The sequence below is a fragment of the Phenylobacterium sp. genome (assembly GCF_016793225.1).
Classification (GTDB): domain Bacteria; phylum Pseudomonadota; class Alphaproteobacteria; order Caulobacterales; family Caulobacteraceae; genus Phenylobacterium.
Genome location: NZ_JAEUMN010000188.1, coordinates 16,605 through 35,614 on the forward strand (window position 1 = coordinate 16,605; position 19,010 = coordinate 35,614).

Here is a 19,010-nt window from a genome sequence, read left to right on the forward strand (position 1 = left end):
CGGCCATCCCGGCGAAGGCCGGGATCCAGATGGAAGGGCTCAGATGGGGGGCCCTTGCTTCGGAGCCCTTCCCATCATGATCTCGCACGCAAATCTGGGTCCCGGCATTCGCCGGGACGCTCGGAAGATATCCAATAGGGCCTGAACCCTAGGCGTGGCCGACCTGCGGCTCCTGCTGCGCCTTGCGCGCCGCGTAGACCCCGGCGAAATCGATGGGATCGAGCAGGAACGGTGGGAAACCGCCTTCGGAGCTCACCTCGGCGATGATGCGCCGGGCGAAGGGGAACAGGTAGCGCGGGCACTCGATCAGGAGCACCGGTTCCATCTCGTCGGGCTGGACCCCGCCGATCTGGAAGACGCCGCCGTACAGCAGCTCGACCACGAACAGGGCGCCGTCCGAGCGGTTGGCCTTGGCGGACAGCTTCAGGTCGACCTCGAAGAGCCCGTCCTCGCGCCCGCGGGCGTTCATCTCGACGCCGAGATCGATCTGCGGCTGGTCCTGGCTGGGGCGCAGGGCGTCCGGCGCGCGCGGATTCTCGAAGCTGAGGTCGCGGATGAACTGGGCGAGGATGCGGATGCCGGGCTCGGAGCCTTGCAGCGCCATGTCGCCGGCGTCGGTGTCGGTCATGACTGGAGCGGATTTCTCATCTGGAGGCGGCAGGATCGCGCGCTTTCGGAGGACGCGGCTATCATGTGGGTAGGTCCGATGCAACGCCGCCCCTGACGACCGCGTTCCGGCGGACTATATGGGTGAAATGGGCGTATAAGGATGCGTTCGCCCCGCACTGACCTGAAAGCGGCTCGTTGCAAGTCCTCGAACTGATCATCTTCGCCGGCCTCGCGGCCATCGTGCTCTACCAGCTCTACTCGGTGCTGGGCCGGCGCGTCGGACGCCAGCCGGGCGAGCAGCCGGCGGCGGAAGCGACGCCGAGGCCCCCGCGCGCGCCCGAGCGCCTGGCGGAACCCGCCGACGACGGCGTGGAGCTGACGGGCCTGGCCGCGGTGAAGGCCAAGGATCCGGCCTTCGACATGACCCGGTTCCTGGGCGGCGCGAAGTCGGCGTACGAGATGATCGTCAAGGCGTTCGCCGAGGGCGACAAGGCGACGCTCCGCAACCTGCTGGCGCCGCAGGTGCTGGAGAGCTTCGAGGCGGTGATCGACACCCGCGCCCGCGAGGGGCGGACCGAGACGGTGGAGTTCCTGCAGGCGCCCCGCGCGGACCTGGAGCGGGCCGACGTGACCGACGGCGACCTCGCCCGGCTGACCGTCCGGTTCCTGGCCGAGTTCCGGAGCCGCACCAAGGGTCCGGAAGGCGAGGCCGTGGACGACCGCCGCACCGCCGAACTCTGGACGTTCGAGCGGCGCCTCAAGGCCCGCGACCCGAACTGGACGCTCGTCCACGTGGACGCCGCCGAGGCGTGAGCCTGCCGGGGGGCCGACGGATGGCGGCGGCCTTCGCCGCCCTGAAGCTCGCCGTCTCGGGTCTGGCTGCCCTGACTCTGGCTGGGTGCGCCACGCCCTACGAGCATGGTCCGCCGCCGCCGGGCTTTCCTACGCCCGGACCGCCGGCGCCGCGTCCGGAGGCGCCCGAACCGCGCCGGGTCGAGCTTTCGGCCCTGCCGGGCTGGTCGACCGAGGATCACAACGCCGCGTTCGGCGCCTGGCGGGCGGTGTGCCACGCGTCGAAGGACCCCGGCCTCTCCGACCTTTGCGCCCGGGCGCGGGCCGTCCGGGACGTGGCGCCGGGCGTCGGGCGGCCCTTCCTCGAGGCCTTCTTCATCGCCGAACGGGTGGAGGGGGAGGGCGTGCTGACGGCCTACTTCGCCCCGGTCTACCCCGCCCGCCGCCGTCCCGACGGCGAGTTCAGCGCGCCTGTAAGGCCGCGCCCCGCGGACCTGCTGGTCGAGGACGGGGCGGTCCTGCAGTCGCTGCCGGACGGCTCGCGGACCAGCTATCCCGACCGCAGCGCCATCGAGGCGCGTCCGTCGGAGGACGCGCTGGCCTGGATGCGGCCCGAGGACCTCTTCTTCCTGCAGGTGCAGGGCTCGGGGGTCCTCGTGTTCGAGGACGGCGCGCGGCGCAAGGCGCTGTACGCCGCGCACAACGGCCGCCCCTTCGTGGGGATCGCCAACCCGATGCGGGACCGCGGGCTCCTGGCGCGGGACAACACCTCGGGCGATGCGATCCGCGGCTGGCTGGCGGCCAATCGCGGCGCGGCCGCCGACGAGATCATGCGGCTCAACCCCCGCTACGCCTTCTTCCGCCTCGCGCCGGACGACGGCCGGCCGCCGGCGGGGGCCGCGGGCGTGCCGCTGCCCCGGGGCCGCGCCGTGGCCGTCGACCCCGCGTTCCACGCCATGGGCGAGCTTCTCTGGATCGACGCCAGCGCGCCGCTGCTGGCGGGCGCCTTCCCGACCTACAGCCGCCTGGTGACGGCGCTCGACACCGGCGGGGCCATCAAGGGCGACGTGCGCGCCGACCTCTACCTCGGCGAGGGCGAGGCCGCGGGCCTGGAAGCCGGCCGCGTGCGGCACACGCTTCGGCTCTGGCGGATCGTGCCGCGATGAAGCGCCACCCGACGCCGGAAGAGCTTCACCTGTGGGGCAAGGTCGCCGCCACGGTCCACCCGCTGCAGAACCGCGCGGGCCCGCAGCCGCAGACCCTGGACGCCCCCGCGCGCATCGCGCCCGCAAGGGTGGCCGAGGCGGCCAAGGCGCTGCGCGAACGCGTGGACGCCATCGAGCCTAACCGCCGCCATCGCATCGCCCGGGAACGCGAGGAGATCGGCGGGCGGATCGACCTCCACGGCATGACGCAGGACCGGGCGCGCCGCGCGCTGGAGGCGTTCCTGCAGCGGGCCTGGGACGACGGCTGGCGCGCCGTCCTGGTGATCACGGGAAAGGGCGTCCAGGGCGACGGCGTGCTGCGCCGGCGCGCTCCGGACTGGCTGGGCGCGCCCGAGGTGTCGCACATCGTCGCCGGAATCTCGGAGGCGTCGCGCCGTCACGGCGGGGAAGGGGCGCTTTACGTCGCCCTGAAGCGCAAGCCGCGCTGAGGCGGGCTAGCTCTTGCGCGCAGCCTTCTCCGCGAGGCCCGAAGTCCCCTCGCGGGCCTCGAGGCGCGCCGCGACGTCGTCGAGGCTGACGCCGGCGGCCGCGAGCAGGACCAGCCAATGGTAGATCAGGTCGGCGCTCTCGGCGGTCAGGGCGTCGCGGTCGCCCTGGGCGGCGGCGATCACCGTCTCCACCGCCTCTTCGCCCATCTTCTTGGCGGCGCGGTCCAGGTCGCCCAGGAGCTGGGCCGTGTAGGACGTCGAGGCGTCGGCGCCCCGGCGGCTCTCGATGGTCTGGGTCAGGCGGGCCACGACGTCGGTGAAGCGGCTCATGCGGGTACGGGCTCCGTCAGGCGCACCGGGATGCCGGCCGCGGCCATGGCCGCCTTGGCCTCGCCGATGGAGATCTCGCCGAAGTGGAAGATGGACGCCGCCAGGACGGCGTCGGCGCCGGCCTCGACCGCCTCGACCAGGTGCCGCGTGGTCCCGGCGCCGCCCGACGCGATGACCGGCACGCTGACCGCCTCGGCCACCCGCCGCAGCAGGTCGAGGTCGTAGCCGGTCTTGGCGCCGTCGCGGTCCATCGAGGTGAGCAGGATCTCGCCCGCGCCCTTCGCCACCACCTCGACGGCGTAGTCGATGGCGTCCAGGCCGGTCGGATTGCGGCCGCCGTGGGTGAAGACCTCCCAGTGGTCCCCCCGCCCCGGCGTCGTCACGCGCTTGGCGTCGACGGACACGACGACGGCCTGGCTGCCGAAGGCGTCGGCGCAGCGGCTCACGACGTCGCGGTCCTGCACGGCGGCGGTCATGATCGAGATCTTGTCGGCGCCCGCCAGCAGCAGCCGGCGCCCGTCCTCGACGCTGCGGATCCCGCCGCCCACGCTGAGCGGCATGAAGCAGACCTCGGCCGTGCGCGCGACGACGTCGAGGATGATGCCGCGGTTCTCGTGGCTGGCGGTGATGTCCAGGAACATCAGCTCGTCGGCGCCGGCCGCGTCGTAGGCCTGGGCCTGCTCGACGGGATCGCCGGCGTCCACCAGGTTCACGAACTGCACGCCCTTCACGACCCGGCCGTCCTTCACGTCGAGGCACGGGATCAGGCGGGTCTTGAGCGTGGTGCTCATGCGGCCAGCCTCAGCGCCTCGGCGGGATCGATGGCGCCGTTGTAGAGCGCCCGGCCCAGCACCGCGCCCGCGACCGGCACGCCCGGCCGCGCCTTGAGTCTGGCGATGTCGTCGACGCTGGCGAGGCCCCCGGCGGCGATGACCGGGATCGCCACGGCGTCGGCCATGGCGCCGAACGCCTCGACGTTGAAGCCCATGACGGTGCCGTCTCGGTCGATGTCGGTGACGATCAGGGCGGCGACGCCGGCGTCCTCGTAGCGCCGGGCCACGGTGATGGCGTCCAGGTCGGAATCGGCGGTCCAGCCCTCGACCGCCACCTTGCCCTTGCGGACGTCGACGCTGACGGCGATCTGCTCGGGCCATTCGCGGGCGGCGTCGATGACGACCTGCGGCTGCTTCACCGCCACGGTGCCCAGGATCACGCGGCTGACGCCCGCCTCGATCCACCGCTCGACGTCGGCCAGGCTGCGGATGCCCCCGCCCAGCTGCACCGGCACCGACACGGCCGAGAGGATGGCCTCGACGCCCTGGGCGTTGATCGCCTCGCCCTTCACCGCGCCGTTCAGGTCGACCACGTGGATCCAGTGGAAGCCGGCGTCGGCCCACTGGCGCGCCTGGGCCCCGGGGTCGGCGTTGAACACGGTGGCGGTCGACAGGTCGCCGTGCAGCACGCGTACGCACTGGCCGTCCTTCAGGTCGATGGCGGGATACAGGATCAAGGGCGCCACTCCAGGAATGCGGCCAGGAGGCCGAGGCCGGTCCCCTGCGATTTCTCGGGGTGGAACTGCACCCCGGCCATGTTGTCCCGCGCGACGGCGGCGGGGAAGCGCCCGCCGTGGTCCACGTAGGCCGCCACGTCCGCCGGATCGGTGGGGAACATGGCGTACGAATGGGTGAAATAGACGGGCTGGCCCGCCCGGGGTCCGGCGAGCAGCGGCAGGTCCGAGACGACCTCCAGCGTGTTCCAGCCCATGTGCGGCACCTTCAGGTGCGGGTCGCTCACCGCGATCTTCCGCACGTCGCCCTCGATCCAGCCGAGGCCGGCGGTGACCCCGAACTCGTGGCCTCGCGAGGCCATGAGCTGCATGCCGACGCAGATGCCGAGGAAGGGCGCGCCGCGATCGCGCACGGCGGCGTTCAGGGCTTCGATCACGCCGGGGCGGGCGGCGAGCGCGTCCATGCAGGCCTTGAACGCCCCGACGCCGGGCAGCACCACGCGGTCGGCGGCGGCGACCCGGTCGGGGTCGTGGGTCACGACGATCTCGGCCTTCCCGGCCGCGGCGCGGACCAGGGCCTTCTCGGCCGAGCGCAGGTTGCCCGACCCGTAGTCGATCAGGGCCACTTGCTGCATGGGATGATCCTTACAGCACGCCCTTGGTGGAGGGGGCGTGGCCGTGGGTCTTCGGGTCGAGCTCGACCGCCTGGCGCAAGGCCCGGGCCAGGGCCTTGAAGCCGCTCTCGGCGATGTGGTGGCTGTTGGCGCCGTAGAGGCACTCGAGGTGCACGCAGGCGCCCGCGTTCATGGCGAACGCGTGGTGGAACTCCTTGAAGAGCTCGGTGTCCATGTCGCCGACCTTGGGCGTGCGGAAGTCCACCCGCCAGATCAGGTAGGGCCGGTTCGACAGGTCGATAGCGCACCGCGACAGGGTCTCGTCCATCGGGATGTAGGCGTGGCCGAAGCGGCGGATCCCCTTGAAGCCCGGCAGAGCCTCCTTGATCGCCTGGCCGAGGACGATGCCGGTGTCCTCGACGGTGTGGTGCATGTCGATGTGCAGGTCGCCCTTGGTCTCGACCTCGAGGTCGATGCCGCCGTGGCGGGCGAAGCTGTCCAGCATGTGGTCGAAGAAGCCGATGCCGGTGGACACCTTGGACACGCCGGTCCCGTCCAGGTCCAGGGCGATCCGGATCTGGGTCTCCTTGGTGTTGCGGACGACCTCGGCCTTGCGGCTCATCTTCCTCAGTACCCCTTGGACGCGGCCAGGTCCTTCAGCGAGACCTGCGGGCGCGGACCATAGTGCGAGATCACCTCGGCCGCCGCCAGGGAGGCGAGCTGGCCGCACTGCTGCAGCGGCCGTCCCCGGGATAGACCGAACATGAAACCGGCTGCGTATTGGTCGCCCGCGCCGGTGGTGTCCACGACTTTCTCCACAGGCTCGGCGCGGACGGTCAGCCGTTCGCCCTGCGAGAGGATCACCGAGCCCTTGTCGCTGCGGGTCACGGCGGCGAGGTCGCAACGGGTCCGCAGGGCCTCGCAGGCCTCGTCGAAGCTGTCGGTCTCGAACAGCGCGAGGAGCTCGGCCTCGTTGGCGAACAGCAGGTCCACCTGGGTCTCGATGAAGCCCAGCAACCCGCCGCGGTGACGCTCCACCACGAAGCTGTCGGACAGGGTCAGGGCGATCCTGCGGCCGGCGCCGTGCGCGAAGGCCGCCGCCTTGGCAAAGGCGCGCCGCGCCGCCTCGGCGTCGAAGAGGTAGCCCTCGAGGTAGACGATCTGGGCCGCTTCGACCGTGTCCTGGTCCACGTCGTCGTCGGTGAACTGCACCGAGGCGCCCAGGTAGGTGCACATGGTGCGCTGGGCGTCCGGCGTCACGTTGATCATCGAGACGGCGGTGGCCGGCCCGCCCTTCAGCGGCGCGTTCTCGAAGCGCGCGCCGATGCGGCGCATGTCCTGGGCGAAGGTGCGGCCCAGCTGGTCGTCCGCCACCTTGCCCATGAAGGCGCCGCGGCCGCCGAAGCTGGCCAGGCCCGCGATGGTGTTGGCCGCCGAGCCGCCCGACGCCTCGACCGCCTGCTGCATCTTCGAATAGAGCCGCGACGAGGCCTCGGGGTCGACCAGCATCATGGCGCCCTTGGTCAGCCCGTTCTCCGTCAGGAACGCGTCCGTGCACGGCGCGATCACGTCGACGATGGCGTTGCCGATCGCGGCGACGTCGTAGAGTTCGGGCATGCGTGGCTTTTCCGGTCCGATCTGGTGGGGCGGCTTAGCCGGATTGGGGTTCCGGAGCAACGCCGGGCGGCAGCAGAGACCTGTGCGGCGCACGATCACGGGCCCGTGATCGTCCATGCGCACGTCTAGGGCGCGTCTGATGGCAGGAACCGAGGCTTCGGCGGCATACCTGACGCCGAACTCCTGACGTAACCTGCGCCGGTTAGACGTCAGCCTGGGGGTCCGTCCATGCTCACCCGCCGCGCGTTCGCCGCCTTGTCCGCCTGCGCCTGCATCGCCCCGGCGACGGCCGTGGCCCAGGCAAACCCCGGAGGAAAGTGGGTCTGCCCGCCGTGCGGATGCGACCACGACGGGAAGGTGTTCGACGCGCCCGGGACCTGCCCGGCGCCGGGCTGCGGCATGGAGCTGGTTCCGCAACCCGAGCAGACGCCCGCGCCGGCCCCCAGCGCGCCGCGCTAGAGCCTGTCCGGTCTCGACGGGAGCATCAGGACCGGTCGAAAAGGCTCAATCTCTTCGAAGGGGAGCGCGTCCTCGCGGCGGAACCGGCTTCCACCTTCGCCGAACGCGCTCAGCCGCCCCAGCGGCCGCCGCGCATGCTGTGGTTCGACATCCGGCCGCCGAAGCCGCCGCGGCTGACCACGCTGGTGCGCGACATCATCTTCTCGGGCGGCCGCACGATGTCGGGGCGCTCGAAGCTGCGGTTTCCGATCCTGGCCCGGCCGGTGGAATAGTCGGTCCAGACGCGCCCGCCGCCATAGGAGTAGTAGCCGCCGTCGCGCCAGTCGCGGTACATGCCGCGCCCGCCCCAGCCGCCGTCCAGCATGCGGCCGACGACGAACCCGGCGATCAGCGGCCCCCAGATGCTGCCGCCCCCGCTCGCCTGCTGGCGGGGCACGCACTGGCCCTCGCCATAGACGTCCTCGCAGCTCTTCTGGTCGTTCCAGCTGGCGGCCTTCTGATCGTCGGCGAGGGCCTGCTTCTCGGCCTTGTCGCAGACGTCGTCGGGGACCTCGTTCTTGTCCTTGCACTCGGCCAGCGACTGGTAGGCGTAGGCGTCGACCGAGGGGCCGGGATTTTCGATGCGGACGTTGTCGGCCGGGCTGTCGCCGCAGGCCGTGAGCGTCACCCCGCCCATCGCCATGAGGGAGGTCAGCGCCAGGGTCTTCGAGCGTTTCATGCCAGATCCTCGCGGCCGTCAGGCCGTCATGCAGGCGGCGTTCAGGATGCCGACGGTGATCGAGATGAACATCAGGTAGAGCGCGGTCGACACCTCGCCCCGCTCGATCCGCGCCGAGACGTCCGGCAGCGCGATGCGGCGGACCAGCCAGAAGGTGGCGATCTGGATCACGCCCGCCAGCAGGGCCCAGGCGACGAATTCGGGGAGCGAGTGGGTGTTGGCGAGCGCGGAGGCCAGCGGAATGACGTAGCCGATCAGCGCGCCCCCCAGGGCCACGGCCGCCGCGGGGTTGCCGGCGCGGATCAGGGCGCCCTCGTCGTGCGGCGTGATCCAGCGGTAGGCCGCCTTGAAGATCAGCGTGAAGCCGCCGGCGGCCAGGAAGGCGAGGAGGAAGGCCAGGGCGCCGGTGGCGAAGGCGTTGGGATCGAAGGTCATGCAGTCCCTCTCGAGCTGGCGTTTCACGCCTTAAGCTTCGAATTCTCCCACATTGAGCGGGATTCCCACCATCACCTCGTGGGTCAGGTCGCCGCCCTCCGGCTCCATCTCGATGGCCAGGAGCAGTTCGCGTCCGTCACCCGGAAGGTCCCGGGCGAAGAGCATGCAGGTCTGGTAGATGCGCCGCGCCCGGGCGCCCGAGCGATCGTCGTAGACGCTCTCCCAGAAGCTGACGGGCTCCTGCCGCGCGTCCGCGTCGCCGAACCAGAAGCGGCGGTACTCGGGCAGGTCCTGCCCGCCGAACGCGGGCGCCCGCAGCCGGTCCGCCCAGCGGCGCCGCGCCGCGCCGTCGGGCGGGTAGTCGCTGGACCACGGTCCGAAGAGGGTGAAGTCGTCGGCGCCCTGGCCCTCGGGGTCGGGGCTGACCATCTGCAGCATGAGATCGTGTTCGGTGTAGAAGCGGTGCACGAAGCCGTCCGGCCCCAGGTCGATGCGGCCCTGGGCCACGATCTCGAGCACGTCGGTGTCGAGGGCGAACTTCGCGTCCGACCCGTACCGGCGCCAGGCCAGGGGATCCAGGCGGACGGTGCGCCCGATGGTGATGTTGCGGACCACGGGGATCGCCTGATCGTCGCCCTGGTCGCGCTTTCCGCCGAAAAGTCCCCGGAAGATCACGTCGTCCGTCCTTGCTGAACGCGGACCATACGCGCATCTTGCGTGTTGTCAAATGTACGCGTATGGATACGTGAACGCATGGGACGGCGCAGGACGGACAAGGCGGCGGGCCTCAGCCCCGCAGAACGGACCCGGCTCTGGCGCGAGGAGCGCCAGCGGCTCGGGCTCGTGAAGCTGGAGCTCTGGGTTCCCCCCGCAGCCAGGTCCGACATCCAGGCCGCCGCCCGCGCGATCATCACGGCGTCGAGCCGCGGACCGGCGCTGATGAGAAACCCCGACCCTCCGCAGGGATCATTCCAGATGGACCATGTCATCGACACCGATTGGTCGGTGAAGAGTCTTGCCGAAGCGCTGTCCGAGACCCGCCTCCTGCGCGAGGGCGAACTGACCGCGCGCGTGCTGGAGGGGACGGACCCCGTGCTGCAGGTCACCATGCACGAGTTCGGCGACCTGCCGGTCTTCATGTCGGTGGGCGCCGAGCAAATCGTCGTGAGCGCGCTGCTGTGGCCGGTGGACGAGCAGAAGGACCAGGCGGCGTTCAACGTCTTCCTGCTGAAGGCGCAGAAGCTGGTGCCGCTCTCGAACTTCGGAATCACCACCATCGCCGGCCGCGACTACTACGAGGTGTTCGGCGAACTGTCGTGCAAGACGACCCTGCAGACGGTCATCATCGAACTGCGCATGCTGGCGGAGAACGCGATCCGCGCCGCCAGCGACCTGCGCGACGATTTCGCCTCGGCGGCCTGAGCCCGGAGCCCACATGTCGATCTTCACCAAGCTCATCACCCTCTTCCGCGGCGCCAGCTACGAGGCCGGCGCGGCGGTCGTCGACGCCAACGCGCTGCGCATCCTCGACCAGGAGATCCGCGACGCGGACAACGCGCTGGGGCGCGCCCGCGACGACCTGGCCACGCTCGTCGCCAAGCGGCGCATGCTGGAAAAGGAGATCCAGGGCCTGAAGGACCAGTCGGCCCGGTACGAGGGCTCGGCGCGCGCCGCCCTGGCGAAGGGCGACGAAGGCCTCGCCCGCGAGGTGGCCGTCCGGATCGCCGACCTGGAGACCGACATCGGCGTCAAGACCCCGCAGCTCGCCGACATGCGCACCGCCGAGGAGCGCCTGCACCAGACCATCGCCCAGACGCAGCAGAAGGTCGAAAACCTGCGCCGCGAGATCGACGTGGTGAAGGTCAACGACAGCGTCCAGCGCGCCCAGGCTTCCGTCGCCTCCCGCGGCGGCTCGGCGCAGGCGTCGCTCGGCTCGGCCGCGGACAGCCTCAAGCGGATCAAGGAACGCCAGGCGATCGCCGACGAGAAGTTCCGCGCCGCCGGCGAGCTGGAGGACAAGCGCACCGGCGCCGACCTCGACGCCAAGCTGGCCGCCGCCGGGATCCTGCCGGGCCACCAGAGCGCCGACGACATCCTGGCCCGCCTGAAGGCCCCCGCCGGCGAGCCGATGCCCCAGCTCGAGGCCCCGCGCCTGCAGCTCGAGGCTCAGCCGGTCCCGGTCGAGCGGAAGGAGAGCTGAGGGTCCCGCTCTCCTTACGTCATCCCGCGGCTTGTCCGCGGGACCCATGTCGGCGACCGCGCGAGCCACGAAACGAAGGCGCGGGGCGAATACCCACGCACGCGCCTGCGAGCGGGACGATGGGTCCCGCGAACAAGTCGCGGGATGACGAGCAGGGGTCCGGAGATTCCGACACCATGAAACGCATCAAGACCCCCGAGCGCCCCGGCTGGGACGAGAAGGCCGAGCGGCTCGGCTTCACGTGGCGCCATATCGACGGGGCGCGGTACTGGGACGAGCGGGCCTACTACGCGTTCAGCCTGCCCGAGATCGAGGAGGGGCTCGAGGCGCCCGCGCGCGAGCTGCACGCCCTGTGCCTGGACCTCGTGGACGAGGTGGTGAAGTCGGAAGAGCTGATGGCGAAGCTCGCCATCCCCGAGGCCAGCCGCGACGACGTGGCTGAGAGCTGGGCGCGGCGCGATCCCTCGCTCTACGGCCGGTTCGACTTCGCCTACGACGGCGAGGGTCCGGCGAAGCTCTTCGAGTACAACGCCGACACGCCCACCAGCATCTACGAGTCCGCGGCCTTCCAGTGGATCTGGCTGGAGGACATGATGGCGGCCGGGCGCCTGCCCGCCAACGCGGACCAGTTCAACAGCCTGCACGAGAAGCTGCAGTCGCGCTTCCGGGCGATCTTCCCGGCGGGCGGCTTCGTCCACTTCGCCAGCGATCCCGACGCGGTCGAGGACCGGCAGACGGTGAAGTACCTCGAGGACATCGCCTCCCAGGCCGGGATCGAGCCCAAGTTCACGCCCGTGGGCGAGATCGGCCTGACGGCGGACCAGAAGTTCGTGGACCAGGACGGCTACGTCATCCAGGCGCTCTTCAAGCTGTACCCCTGGGAGGAGATGCTGCGGGAGGAATACGCCGCCAACATCAAGGCCTCGGGGACGCAGTTCCTGGAGCCGGCGTGGAAGGCGGTGCTCTCGAACAAGGGCGTTCTGCCGCTGCTCTGGGCGCGGCATGAGGGCCACCCGAACCTGTTGCCCGCCTACTTCGAGGACGATCCCCGGGCCGCCGACCTGGGCCGCTCGTTCGTGCGCAAGCCGCTGTTCAGCCGCGAGGGCGCCAACATCGAGCTCGTGAAGGCCGGCCGACGGGCCCGCGTGCTGGACCAGGGCTACGGCGAGGAGGGCCACATCCGCCAGGCGCTCCACGAGGTCACCGCCTTCGACGGGAACTATCCCGTGATCGGCGCGTGGATCGTGGGAGACGAGCCGGCCGGCATCGGCATCCGCGAGGACCGCAGCCGCGTCACCCGCAACCTCAGCCGCTTCGTTCCCCACGCGATCATCGGGTAGCGGCGCAAGCTCGCCCCACGTTCAGCGGACGAACAGGCGCCGGCTGGGGCAGAGGTCGGCGACGGGGCAGGCTTCGCACTTCGGCCGGCGCGCGAGGCAGGTGTAGCGGCCGTGCAGGATCAGCCAGTGGTGGGCGCGCGTCAGGTACGGTTCGGGGACGATGGCCATCAGGTCCTGCTCGACCTTGTCGGGCGTCTTGCCGGTCGAGAGACCCAGCCGATGGCCGACGCGGAAGACATGGGTGTCCACCGCGATCGCCGGCTCGATGCGCAGCTCGTTCAGGACCACCGAGGCGGTCTTGCGGCCGACGCCCGGCAGCGCCTGCAGCTTCTCGCGCTCCAGAGGCACCTCGCCGCCATACTGCTCGACCAGGATCTCGGCCATCCGGACGACGTTGCGGGCCTTCGTGTTGAACAGCCCGATGGAGCTGATGAACGGCTTCAGGCCGTCCTCTCCCAGCGCCAGCATCTTCTGCGGCGTATCGGCGACCGCGAACAGCTTCGCGGTGGCCTTGTTGACCGAGACGTCGGTGGCCTGGGCCGACAGGGCGACCGCGACGACCAGCGTGTAGGGGCCGGCGTAGTCGAGCTCGGTGCGCGGATCCGACTCCTGCGCCTCGAAGCGCGCGAACAGCTCGGCGATCCGCGCCTGTTCGGCGGGCTTGAGCTTGCGGCGCGGCGGTCCGGCGGGTCTGGGCACGGCCGCGCTAGCCGCCCCGATCGACGGCGAAGGGGCTGAAGGCCTGCTGCACCGGCATCAGCTCCAGGGTGTTGACGTTGATGTGCGCCGGGAGCCTCAGCACGCTCTCGCAGACCAGGGCCACATCGTCGGCGCTCATGGCGTGGACGCCCTTGTAGACGTTGTCCGCCCTCTCGCGGTCGCCGGCGAACCGCACCAGCGAGAACTCGGTGTCGGCCATTCCGGGCTCGATGGAGGTGACCCGCACCTTCGTGCCCAGGAGATCGGCGCGCAGGTTCAGCGAGAACTGGCGGACGAACGCCTTCGTCGCGCCGTAGACGTTGCCGCCGGGGTACGGATAGCTGGCCGCCACCGACGACAGGTTGATCACGTCGCCGCAGTTGCGCTCCACCATGCCGGGCAGCACCGCCCGGGTGATGCGGACGAGTCCCGTCACATTGGTGTCGATCATCGTCGTCCAGTCGTCGAGCGAGGCCTCGTGCGCCTTGCCCAGGCCCAGCGCCAGGCCGGCGTTGTTGTAGAGGACGTCGATGGCCTGGAACCCGGCCGGCAGGCCCGGCAGCAGGGCGTCGATGGAGTCGGGGCTGCGCACGTCGAGCTCGCGGGTGAGGAGGTCGGGCGTGCGCAGTTCGTCGGCGAGCGCCTGCAGGCGGTCCACCCGCCGGCCCGTGGCGATCACCTTGGCGCCGCCGGCGACCAGGCGCCGCGCCATGGCCTCCCCGAAGCCCGACGTTGCCCCCGTGACGAGCGCGATGCGGCCCCTGGCCCAGGTCTGTTCGGTCATGGCGGTTGGGATAGTGGACTTCTGCGGCGACCGGAATAGTGTCCGCAGCCATGCCTGCGGCGGCCCTCTACATGGACGCGGAGATCCGGCCCAACCGGTCGCTGTCCGACCGCGGCTTCATCATCCTGATCAGCCTGATCACCGTGGCCAACTGCGCTTCGGCGCTGGTGTTCCTGCGGATGGGCGCGGTCTTCGTCCTGCTGCCGTTCCTGGCGATCGACGTGCTGGCGGTGGTCGTGGCGTTCATGGCCAGCTTCCGCGCCGGCCGCATCGTCCAGCGGGTCCAGGTCAGCCCCGCCGAGGTGACCGTCACCTACGAGAGCCCGAAGGAGACCCGGGTCGTCTGGGAGAGCCCTACGGCGTTCACCCGGGTGGCCACCGAGCGGGACGAGGAGGACCGGGTCACGGCCCTGCGGCTCGCGCTGTCGGGGCGGGAGACGCCGGTCGCGCAGGCGCTCAGTCCTGGCGAGCGGGCGGCCTTCGCACGCGCCCTGGAAGACGCGATCTGGAAGGCTCGCCGGCACCGCGACTGACATCCACACTGGACAGGGCCCGAAAATGGTTTAGACCTTAGCTATATGGTTTAGGTCTAAACGGAATACGCCGATGCCCACCCGCCGCCATGTCCTGGAAGTCCTGGCCGCCGCCGCGCCGCTGGCGGCGTGCGGCCCGCCGTCGGGGCCCGATCCGGTCGCGGCCTGGCGCAATCCGGGAGCGGGGGAGACGGACCCCCGGCGGTGGGCGCTGGCGCATGCCATCCTCGCCCCGAACCCGCACAATCGGCAGCCCTGGCTGGTGGACCTGCCGGGTCGCGACGAGATCGTGCTGCACGTGGACCGCACGCGCCTGCTGCCGGCGACCGACCCGCCGAACCGGCAGATCGTCCTGGGCTGCGGCGCGTTCCTGGAGGTGCTCGCGATCGCGGCGGCGCAGCGCGGCCTGCGGGCCGACGTCACGCCCTGGCCGCAGGGCGAGCCCCAACCGGTGCTCGACGACCGCCCGGTGGCGCATGTCCGGCTGGCGGCCGACGCTTCGGTGCGGCCCGACCCGCTGTTCGCGCAGATCCTCCGCCGGCACACCAACCGCCAGCCGTTCGACCTGAAGCGCCCGCCGGCCGAGGCCGAGCTCGCCGCGATCACGGCCGCCGCGTCTGCGCCGCTGACCGCCGGATCGGTGACCGACGCCGCGCGGCGGGCGCGCCTGATCGCCGTGGGCGGCGAGGGGTTCCGCATCGAGGGCGCCACCACCGCCACGCACATGGAGTCGGTGCGGCTGATGCGCATCGGCCGCGAGGAGATCGCCCGCCACCGCGACGGAATCGCGCTGGAGGGGCCGATGATCGACGGCCTCGCGGCGCTCGGCCTGATGTCGCACAAGACGCTGGCGGACCCCAAGTCGTTCGCCTCGCGCAGCGGCGAGGACATGTGGCTGAAGATGCTGGCCGCCACCCCGGCCTTCGTCTGGCTCCGGGGGCCCGACAACGGCCGCGCCACCCAGCTCGCGGCCGGCCGGGCCTATGCGCGCATGCAGCTGACCGCCACGGCGCAGGGGCTCTCGCTGCACCCCTGGAGCATGACGCTGCAGGAGTTCCCCGAGATGGCCGGCCCCTACCGCGAGACCCAGGCCTTGCTGGACGCGTCGCCCGCCGCGCCGCTGCAGATGCTGGTGCGCGCCGGCCGCGCGAAGCCGGCCGGGCCGGCGCCCCGGCGCGGCCTCGCCGAGCATATCCGCGCATGAAGCCGCCCGCCGACCCGACGGCCTTCGTCTTCTTCAACGAGATCGGCATCATCGAGCACCTGGCGCGCACGGCCGCCGAGCGGGTGATGCCGCCCGGCCTCTCGATGGCCGGCTTCACCGTCCTGAACCACATGATCCGGATGGGCCACGTGCGCCGCGCGCCGTCGCGGATCGCCGGCGCCCTGCAGGTGACCAAGGCCGCGGTGACGGGCACGCTGAAGCGGCTGGAAGCCGAGGGCTGGGTCGTGGTCGAGGCCGACCCCGCGGACGGCCGGGGCAAGGCGGTCAGCGTGACGCCCGCCGGCCGGGCGGTGCGCGACGCGGCGGTCGCGAGCCTCGAGCCCCTGTTCCGGGAGCTGTTCTCCGAGGTCGACGAGGCTGAGCTGGCGGCCCTCCTGCCCACGCTGCAGAAGGTGCGCCGGCTGCTGGACGAGGCCCGGGACTGAAGCCCTCGCGCGGCCTTCTGCCTTGGGAACCGGTCCTCCCCGCGGGCAGGACCATGGGAAGCCCGGGCGCTTGGGGTCAGGCGGGTCTGGCGACGGCGGCCTTCAGCGCTTCCAGGCGGCGCGTGTCGGCCGGGTGGGTGGAGATCACCTCGGGCGGCCGCTCGGTGTTCTGGGCCCGGCGGATCATCCGCTCCCAGAAGCGCACGGCGTCGTTGGGGTCCTGGCCGGCCTTGCGCATCAGGTCGACGCCCACGCGGTCGGCCTCGAGCTCGTGCTTGCGCGAGTAGGGCAGGATGACCCCCAGCACCGCGCCCGCGCCGAGGGCCGCGCCGATCTCGTCGGCGTACTGGCCGGCCTCCTGCGAGATCAGGAGCTGGGCGATGCCGACGCCCGCCTGGACGGCGATCTCCTGGCTCATCCGCTCGGCCGAGTGCCGCGCCAGGACGTGGCCGATCTCGTGTCCGACCACCGACGCGATGGCGCCGTCGTCGCGGGCGAACTCCATGAGGCCGCGGAAGAAGCCGACCCGGCCGTTGGGCAGGACGAAGGCGTTGAACTCGGGGCTGTCCAGGACCGTGAACGACCAGTCGAGATCGTCGCGGCCGGCCGCCTTCACGAGCGGGGCGCCGATGCGGGCGAGCCGCGCCTGGGCGGCGGGGTCGGCCACCGGCGGGATCTTGGCCACCACCTCGTTCCAGGTGCGGTCGGCGAGGGTGGCCAGCTGGCCGTCGTCGACGAAGACGAGCTGGCGTCGGCCGGTGGCTGCGTTCTCGCTGCAGCCGGCGAGGCCGACCGCGCCGAGGGCGGCCAGCAGCCCGCGACGGGAGAAGCAGACGCCGCACATCAGAGGATGAACTTCGACAGGTCGGTGTTCCTGGCGAGGTCGGCGATCCGGCCCTCGACATAGGCGCGGTCGATGACGATCCGTTCGCCCGTGCGGTCGGCGGCGGTGAAGCTGATCTCCTCCATCACCCGCTCCAGGATCGTCTGCAGCCGGCGGGCGCCGATGTTCTCGACCGAGCCGTTCACCTGCACGGCGGCGTCGGCCAGGGCGTCGTAGGCGTCCTCGGTGAACTCCAGCGTGACGCCCTCGGTGGACATGAGCGCCTGGTGCTGGCGCACGAGGTTGGCTTCCGGCTCGACCAGGATGCGGCGCATGTCCTCGCGGGTGAGCGCCTTCAGCTCCACGCGGATCGGCAGGCGGCCCTGAAGCTCGGGCAGGAGGTCGCTGGGCTTGGCCACGTGGAAGGCGCCCGAGGCGATGAACAGGATGTGGTCGGTCTTCACCGGGCCGTGCTTGGTGGAGACGGTGGTCCCCTCGATCAGCGGCAGGAGGTCGCGCTGCACGCCCTCGCGCGAGACGTCGGCGCCCGACCGCTCGCGGTTCGACGCCACCTTGTCGATCTCGTCGAGGAAGACGATCCCCTCGTTTTCGGCGAGCGCCAGGGCCTCGGTGGTGAGCGCCTCCTGGTCCACCAGCTTGTCGCTCTCCTCGGCGATCAGCGGCGCCCAGGCACCGGAGACGGTGGTCTTGAGGGTCTTGGTGCGGCCGCCGAAGGCCTTGCCGAACATGTCGCCCAGGTTCAGCACGCCCATGCCGACGCCCGGCTGGCCCGGGATGTCCATCATGCCGAGCGGCGAAGATGTGTCGGCCAGCTGCAGCTCGACCTCCTTGTCGTCGAGTTCGCCCGCCCGCAGCTTCCTGCGGAAGCTCTCGCGGGCCGCGGTCGAGCCGGGGCCGGTCAGGGCGTCCAGGATCCGCTCCTCGGCGGCGGCCTCGGCGCGGGCGCGCACGGCGGCGCGGCGCTTCTCGCGCACCATGGCGATGGCGCTCTCCACGAGGTCGCGGACGATCTGGTCCACGTCGCGGCCCACGTAGCCCACCTCGGTGAACTTGGTGGCCTCGACCTTCAGGAACGGGGCCTGGGCCAGCCTGGCCAGCCGCCGGGCGATCTCGGTCTTGCCGACGCCTGTGGGCCCGATCATCAGGATGTTCTTGGGCGTGACCTCGTCGCGCAGGTCGTCGGGCACCCGGCGGCGGCGCCAGCGGTTGCGCAGGGCGACGGCCACCGCCTTCTTCGCGTCGTTCTGGCCGACGATGAAGCGGTCGAGTTCGGAGACGATCTCGCGCGGAGAGAATTCGGTCATGCCGCGCTAGATAGGGGCTCAGTTCGCCCCTGGCGACGGTGACGCTGCGCCGTCCGGCGTTTTTGCGGGCGGCGGTTTCAGCGGCGGCGCGGCCAGCAGCTGGTCGTAGAGCAGGCGCCAGCCCGCCTTGTCGTTGCGCCAGATGCGCACGTAGTGGCCCCGCTGGGCCGAACCGTCGCGCGCGGTCCATTTCGCCGCCCCGTAGGTCCAGGCCAGGTCGCCGGCGTCGGACGCCGAGCCGCCCAGGGGCGCGAAGGCGATGGCCGCGGGGCGGGTGTCCAGCTCAGCCTCCAGCTCGGCGCGGCTGGTGGGCGGCCTGGCGCGCGAGCCCTGCACCCGGCCGTCGTCGGCCACCGCGGCCAGGTAGGCCGCCTTCACGTCGGCCGCGGCGGCGGCGTGCAGCGCCTTCTCGGCCGCGGTCACCTGGACCATGGCCTTGTGGGCCGAGCCCGCACGGCGCTCGGCCAGCCGGGCGTAGGCGACGGGGGAATCCTTGGGGGCCGCGCCGGTCATGTCGCTGGGGGGACCGCCGTCGTAGAGCCACTTCCAGGAGCCGTCGGGCTGCCGGGCCCAGACGGTGAAGTACCAGGCGCGCGGCTGGCCGTCGAAGGTGTAGGGCCCCGTGGTGAAGCCAAGGTCGCCCGACCGCGCGATGCCGGCCCACAGGGGCCACCAGACCAGCGGCGGACCCTTGGGCTGGGGCTCGCCGAAGGCCGCCTTGGCCAGGATGGGCTCGGGCCCGAAGACGATGCCGTCGGGCGCCGAGTGCTTGAAGAAGCTGGCCTGGATGCCCAGCGCCAGCCCGTCGGCCGCGAACGCCCGCTCGGCGGCGACCACGGGCGCGGGATCGATCGGCGCGGCGACGGCGGGAACGGCCAGGAGGACGATCAGGAGGGCGGACAAGGCGCGCATGGTGGTGGT

At 71.6% G+C, this 19,010-nt stretch carries 25 protein-coding genes; 10 read left to right on the forward strand and 15 right to left on the reverse strand.

From position 1 onward, the window contains the following. Window positions 1-148: 148 nt before the first annotated feature. The gene (gene secB, locus JNK30_RS22030) at window positions 149-628 is read right to left on the reverse strand and encodes a protein-export chaperone SecB (RefSeq protein ID WP_293485777.1); all 480 of its coding nucleotides are present in this window, start codon (window positions 626-628) and stop codon (window positions 149-151) included. A 176-nt stretch (window positions 629-804) separates the two neighbouring features. Here secB and timA point away from each other — a divergent pair, with 176 nt between their 5' ends. From timA to JNK30_RS22045, 3 genes are read left to right on the forward strand one after another with little or no spacing between them, the layout of a single operon-like run. Then, window positions 805-1,422: a TIM44-related membrane protein TimA gene (timA, locus tag JNK30_RS22035; protein ID WP_293485779.1), complete on the forward strand. Its 618-nt coding sequence runs from the start codon at window positions 805-807 to the stop codon at window positions 1,420-1,422. A gap of 20 nt (window positions 1,423-1,442) precedes the next feature. Then, window positions 1,443-2,567, forward strand: coding sequence for an MltA domain-containing protein (locus JNK30_RS22040; RefSeq protein ID WP_293485781.1), 1,125 nt, complete (start codon window positions 1,443-1,445; stop codon window positions 2,565-2,567). After that, on the forward strand, window positions 2,564-3,055 hold the full coding sequence (locus JNK30_RS22045) for a Smr/MutS family protein (RefSeq protein WP_293485783.1): 492 nt from the start codon (window positions 2,564-2,566) through the stop codon (window positions 3,053-3,055). The genes JNK30_RS22040 and JNK30_RS22045 overlap by 4 nt, the downstream gene beginning before the upstream one ends. A gap of 6 nt (window positions 3,056-3,061) precedes the next feature. On the opposite strand, the gene JNK30_RS22050 is transcribed toward JNK30_RS22045, so the two are convergent. From JNK30_RS22050 to JNK30_RS22075, 6 genes are read right to left on the reverse strand one after another with little or no spacing between them, the layout of a single operon-like run. Then, the gene (locus JNK30_RS22050; protein WP_293485785.1) at window positions 3,062-3,385 is read right to left on the reverse strand and encodes a phosphoribosyl-ATP diphosphatase; all 324 of its coding nucleotides are present in this window, start codon (window positions 3,383-3,385) and stop codon (window positions 3,062-3,064) included. Beyond that, window positions 3,382-4,176 (reverse strand): imidazole glycerol phosphate synthase subunit HisF, encoded by a 795-nt coding sequence (hisF, locus tag JNK30_RS22055; protein ID WP_293485786.1) that lies wholly within the window; start codon window positions 4,174-4,176, stop codon window positions 3,382-3,384. Before hisF ends, JNK30_RS22050 begins: the two co-directional genes overlap by 4 nt. Then, on the reverse strand, window positions 4,173-4,895 hold the full coding sequence (gene hisA / locus JNK30_RS22060; protein ID WP_293485787.1) for a 1-(5-phosphoribosyl)-5-[(5-phosphoribosylamino)methylideneamino]imidazole-4-carboxamide isomerase: 723 nt from the start codon (window positions 4,893-4,895) through the stop codon (window positions 4,173-4,175). Before hisA ends, hisF begins: the two co-directional genes overlap by 4 nt. After that, window positions 4,892-5,527: an imidazole glycerol phosphate synthase subunit HisH gene (hisH, locus tag JNK30_RS22065; protein WP_293485788.1), complete on the reverse strand. Its 636-nt coding sequence runs from the start codon at window positions 5,525-5,527 to the stop codon at window positions 4,892-4,894. Before hisH ends, hisA begins: the two co-directional genes overlap by 4 nt. 10 nt (window positions 5,528-5,537) lie before the next feature. Continuing rightward, window positions 5,538-6,128 carry an imidazoleglycerol-phosphate dehydratase HisB gene (gene hisB / locus JNK30_RS22070; protein WP_293485789.1) on the reverse strand — a complete coding sequence of 197 codons (591 nt, stop codon included), beginning with the start codon at window positions 6,126-6,128 and terminating at the stop codon, window positions 5,538-5,540. A 5-nt stretch (window positions 6,129-6,133) separates the two neighbouring features. Further along, window positions 6,134-7,123, reverse strand: coding sequence for an adenosine kinase (locus JNK30_RS22075; RefSeq protein ID WP_293485791.1), 990 nt, complete (start codon window positions 7,121-7,123; stop codon window positions 6,134-6,136). A 228-nt stretch (window positions 7,124-7,351) separates the two neighbouring features. On the opposite strand from JNK30_RS22075, the gene JNK30_RS22080 reads away from it, so the two are divergent. Beyond that, window positions 7,352-7,582 carry a heavy metal-binding domain-containing protein gene (locus JNK30_RS22080; RefSeq protein ID WP_293485793.1) on the forward strand — a complete coding sequence of 77 codons (231 nt, stop codon included), beginning with the start codon at window positions 7,352-7,354 and terminating at the stop codon, window positions 7,580-7,582. Between the two features lie 109 nt (window positions 7,583-7,691). On the opposite strand, the gene JNK30_RS22085 is transcribed toward JNK30_RS22080, so the two are convergent. From JNK30_RS22085 to JNK30_RS22095, 3 genes are read right to left on the reverse strand one after another with little or no spacing between them, the layout of a single operon-like run. After that, the gene (locus JNK30_RS22085) at window positions 7,692-8,300 is read right to left on the reverse strand and encodes a DUF1190 domain-containing protein (protein WP_293485795.1); all 609 of its coding nucleotides are present in this window, start codon (window positions 8,298-8,300) and stop codon (window positions 7,692-7,694) included. Between the two features lie 18 nt (window positions 8,301-8,318). Continuing rightward, entirely contained in the window at window positions 8,319-8,735 is a 417-nt protein-coding gene (locus tag JNK30_RS22090; RefSeq protein ID WP_293485842.1) for a DUF350 domain-containing protein, read from the reverse strand. A gap of 30 nt (window positions 8,736-8,765) precedes the next feature. Further along, window positions 8,766-9,410: a DUF2491 family protein gene (locus tag JNK30_RS22095; RefSeq protein ID WP_367118776.1), complete on the reverse strand. Its 645-nt coding sequence runs from the start codon at window positions 9,408-9,410 to the stop codon at window positions 8,766-8,768. 78 nt (window positions 9,411-9,488) lie between these two features. Between JNK30_RS22095 and JNK30_RS22100 the strand changes: the two genes are divergently transcribed. The 3 genes from JNK30_RS22100 to JNK30_RS22110 all read left to right on the forward strand — a co-directional run bounded on the left by JNK30_RS22100 (window position 9,489) and on the right by JNK30_RS22110 (window position 12,275). Further along, window positions 9,489-10,157, forward strand: coding sequence for a DUF2170 family protein (locus JNK30_RS22100; protein ID WP_293485797.1), 669 nt, complete (start codon window positions 9,489-9,491; stop codon window positions 10,155-10,157). A gap of 13 nt (window positions 10,158-10,170) precedes the next feature. After that, a complete protein-coding gene (locus tag JNK30_RS22105) occupies window positions 10,171-10,935 on the forward strand; it encodes a PspA/IM30 family protein (RefSeq protein ID WP_293485799.1) in 765 nt (254 codons plus the stop codon). A gap of 176 nt (window positions 10,936-11,111) precedes the next feature. Next, window positions 11,112-12,275 (forward strand): glutathionylspermidine synthase family protein, encoded by a 1,164-nt coding sequence (locus JNK30_RS22110; RefSeq protein ID WP_293485801.1) that lies wholly within the window; start codon window positions 11,112-11,114, stop codon window positions 12,273-12,275. A gap of 21 nt (window positions 12,276-12,296) precedes the next feature. Here the strand turns inward: JNK30_RS22110 and nth are convergent, their stop codons facing one another. Both nth and JNK30_RS22120 read right to left on the reverse strand, forming a co-directional pair. Then, window positions 12,297-12,974 (reverse strand): endonuclease III, encoded by a 678-nt coding sequence (nth, locus tag JNK30_RS22115; protein ID WP_293485803.1) that lies wholly within the window; start codon window positions 12,972-12,974, stop codon window positions 12,297-12,299. 7 nt (window positions 12,975-12,981) lie between these two features. Continuing rightward, entirely contained in the window at window positions 12,982-13,758 is a 777-nt protein-coding gene (locus JNK30_RS22120) for an SDR family NAD(P)-dependent oxidoreductase (protein ID WP_293485804.1), read from the reverse strand. Between the two features lie 50 nt (window positions 13,759-13,808). Here JNK30_RS22120 and JNK30_RS22125 point away from each other — a divergent pair, with 50 nt between their 5' ends. The 3 genes from JNK30_RS22125 to JNK30_RS22135 all read left to right on the forward strand — a co-directional run bounded on the left by JNK30_RS22125 (window position 13,809) and on the right by JNK30_RS22135 (window position 15,941). Then, entirely contained in the window at window positions 13,809-14,291 is a 483-nt protein-coding gene (locus JNK30_RS22125) for a DUF2244 domain-containing protein (RefSeq protein WP_293485806.1), read from the forward strand. A gap of 73 nt (window positions 14,292-14,364) precedes the next feature. Further along, window positions 14,365-15,495: a nitroreductase family protein gene (locus tag JNK30_RS22130; RefSeq protein WP_293485808.1), complete on the forward strand. Its 1,131-nt coding sequence runs from the start codon at window positions 14,365-14,367 to the stop codon at window positions 15,493-15,495. Continuing rightward, the gene (locus JNK30_RS22135; RefSeq protein WP_293485810.1) at window positions 15,492-15,941 is read left to right on the forward strand and encodes a MarR family transcriptional regulator; all 450 of its coding nucleotides are present in this window, start codon (window positions 15,492-15,494) and stop codon (window positions 15,939-15,941) included. The genes JNK30_RS22130 and JNK30_RS22135 overlap by 4 nt, the downstream gene beginning before the upstream one ends. 76 nt (window positions 15,942-16,017) lie before the next feature. Here the strand turns inward: JNK30_RS22135 and JNK30_RS22140 are convergent, their stop codons facing one another. The 3 genes from JNK30_RS22140 to JNK30_RS22150 are packed head-to-tail and all read right to left on the reverse strand — an operon-like array spanning window position 16,018 to window position 19,001. After that, complete coding sequence (locus tag JNK30_RS22140) at window positions 16,018-16,785, reverse strand: M48 family metallopeptidase (protein ID WP_293485812.1); 768 nt, start codon at window positions 16,783-16,785, stop codon at window positions 16,018-16,020. Beyond that, window positions 16,785-18,089: an ATP-dependent protease ATPase subunit HslU gene (hslU, locus tag JNK30_RS22145; RefSeq protein WP_293485814.1), complete on the reverse strand. Its 1,305-nt coding sequence runs from the start codon at window positions 18,087-18,089 to the stop codon at window positions 16,785-16,787. The genes JNK30_RS22140 and hslU overlap by 1 nt, the downstream gene beginning before the upstream one ends. Before the next feature lie 18 nt (window positions 18,090-18,107). Next, a complete protein-coding gene (locus tag JNK30_RS22150; RefSeq protein ID WP_293485816.1) occupies window positions 18,108-19,001 on the reverse strand; it encodes a DUF4440 domain-containing protein in 894 nt (297 codons plus the stop codon). Between the last annotated feature and the right edge of the window lie 9 nt (window positions 19,002-19,010).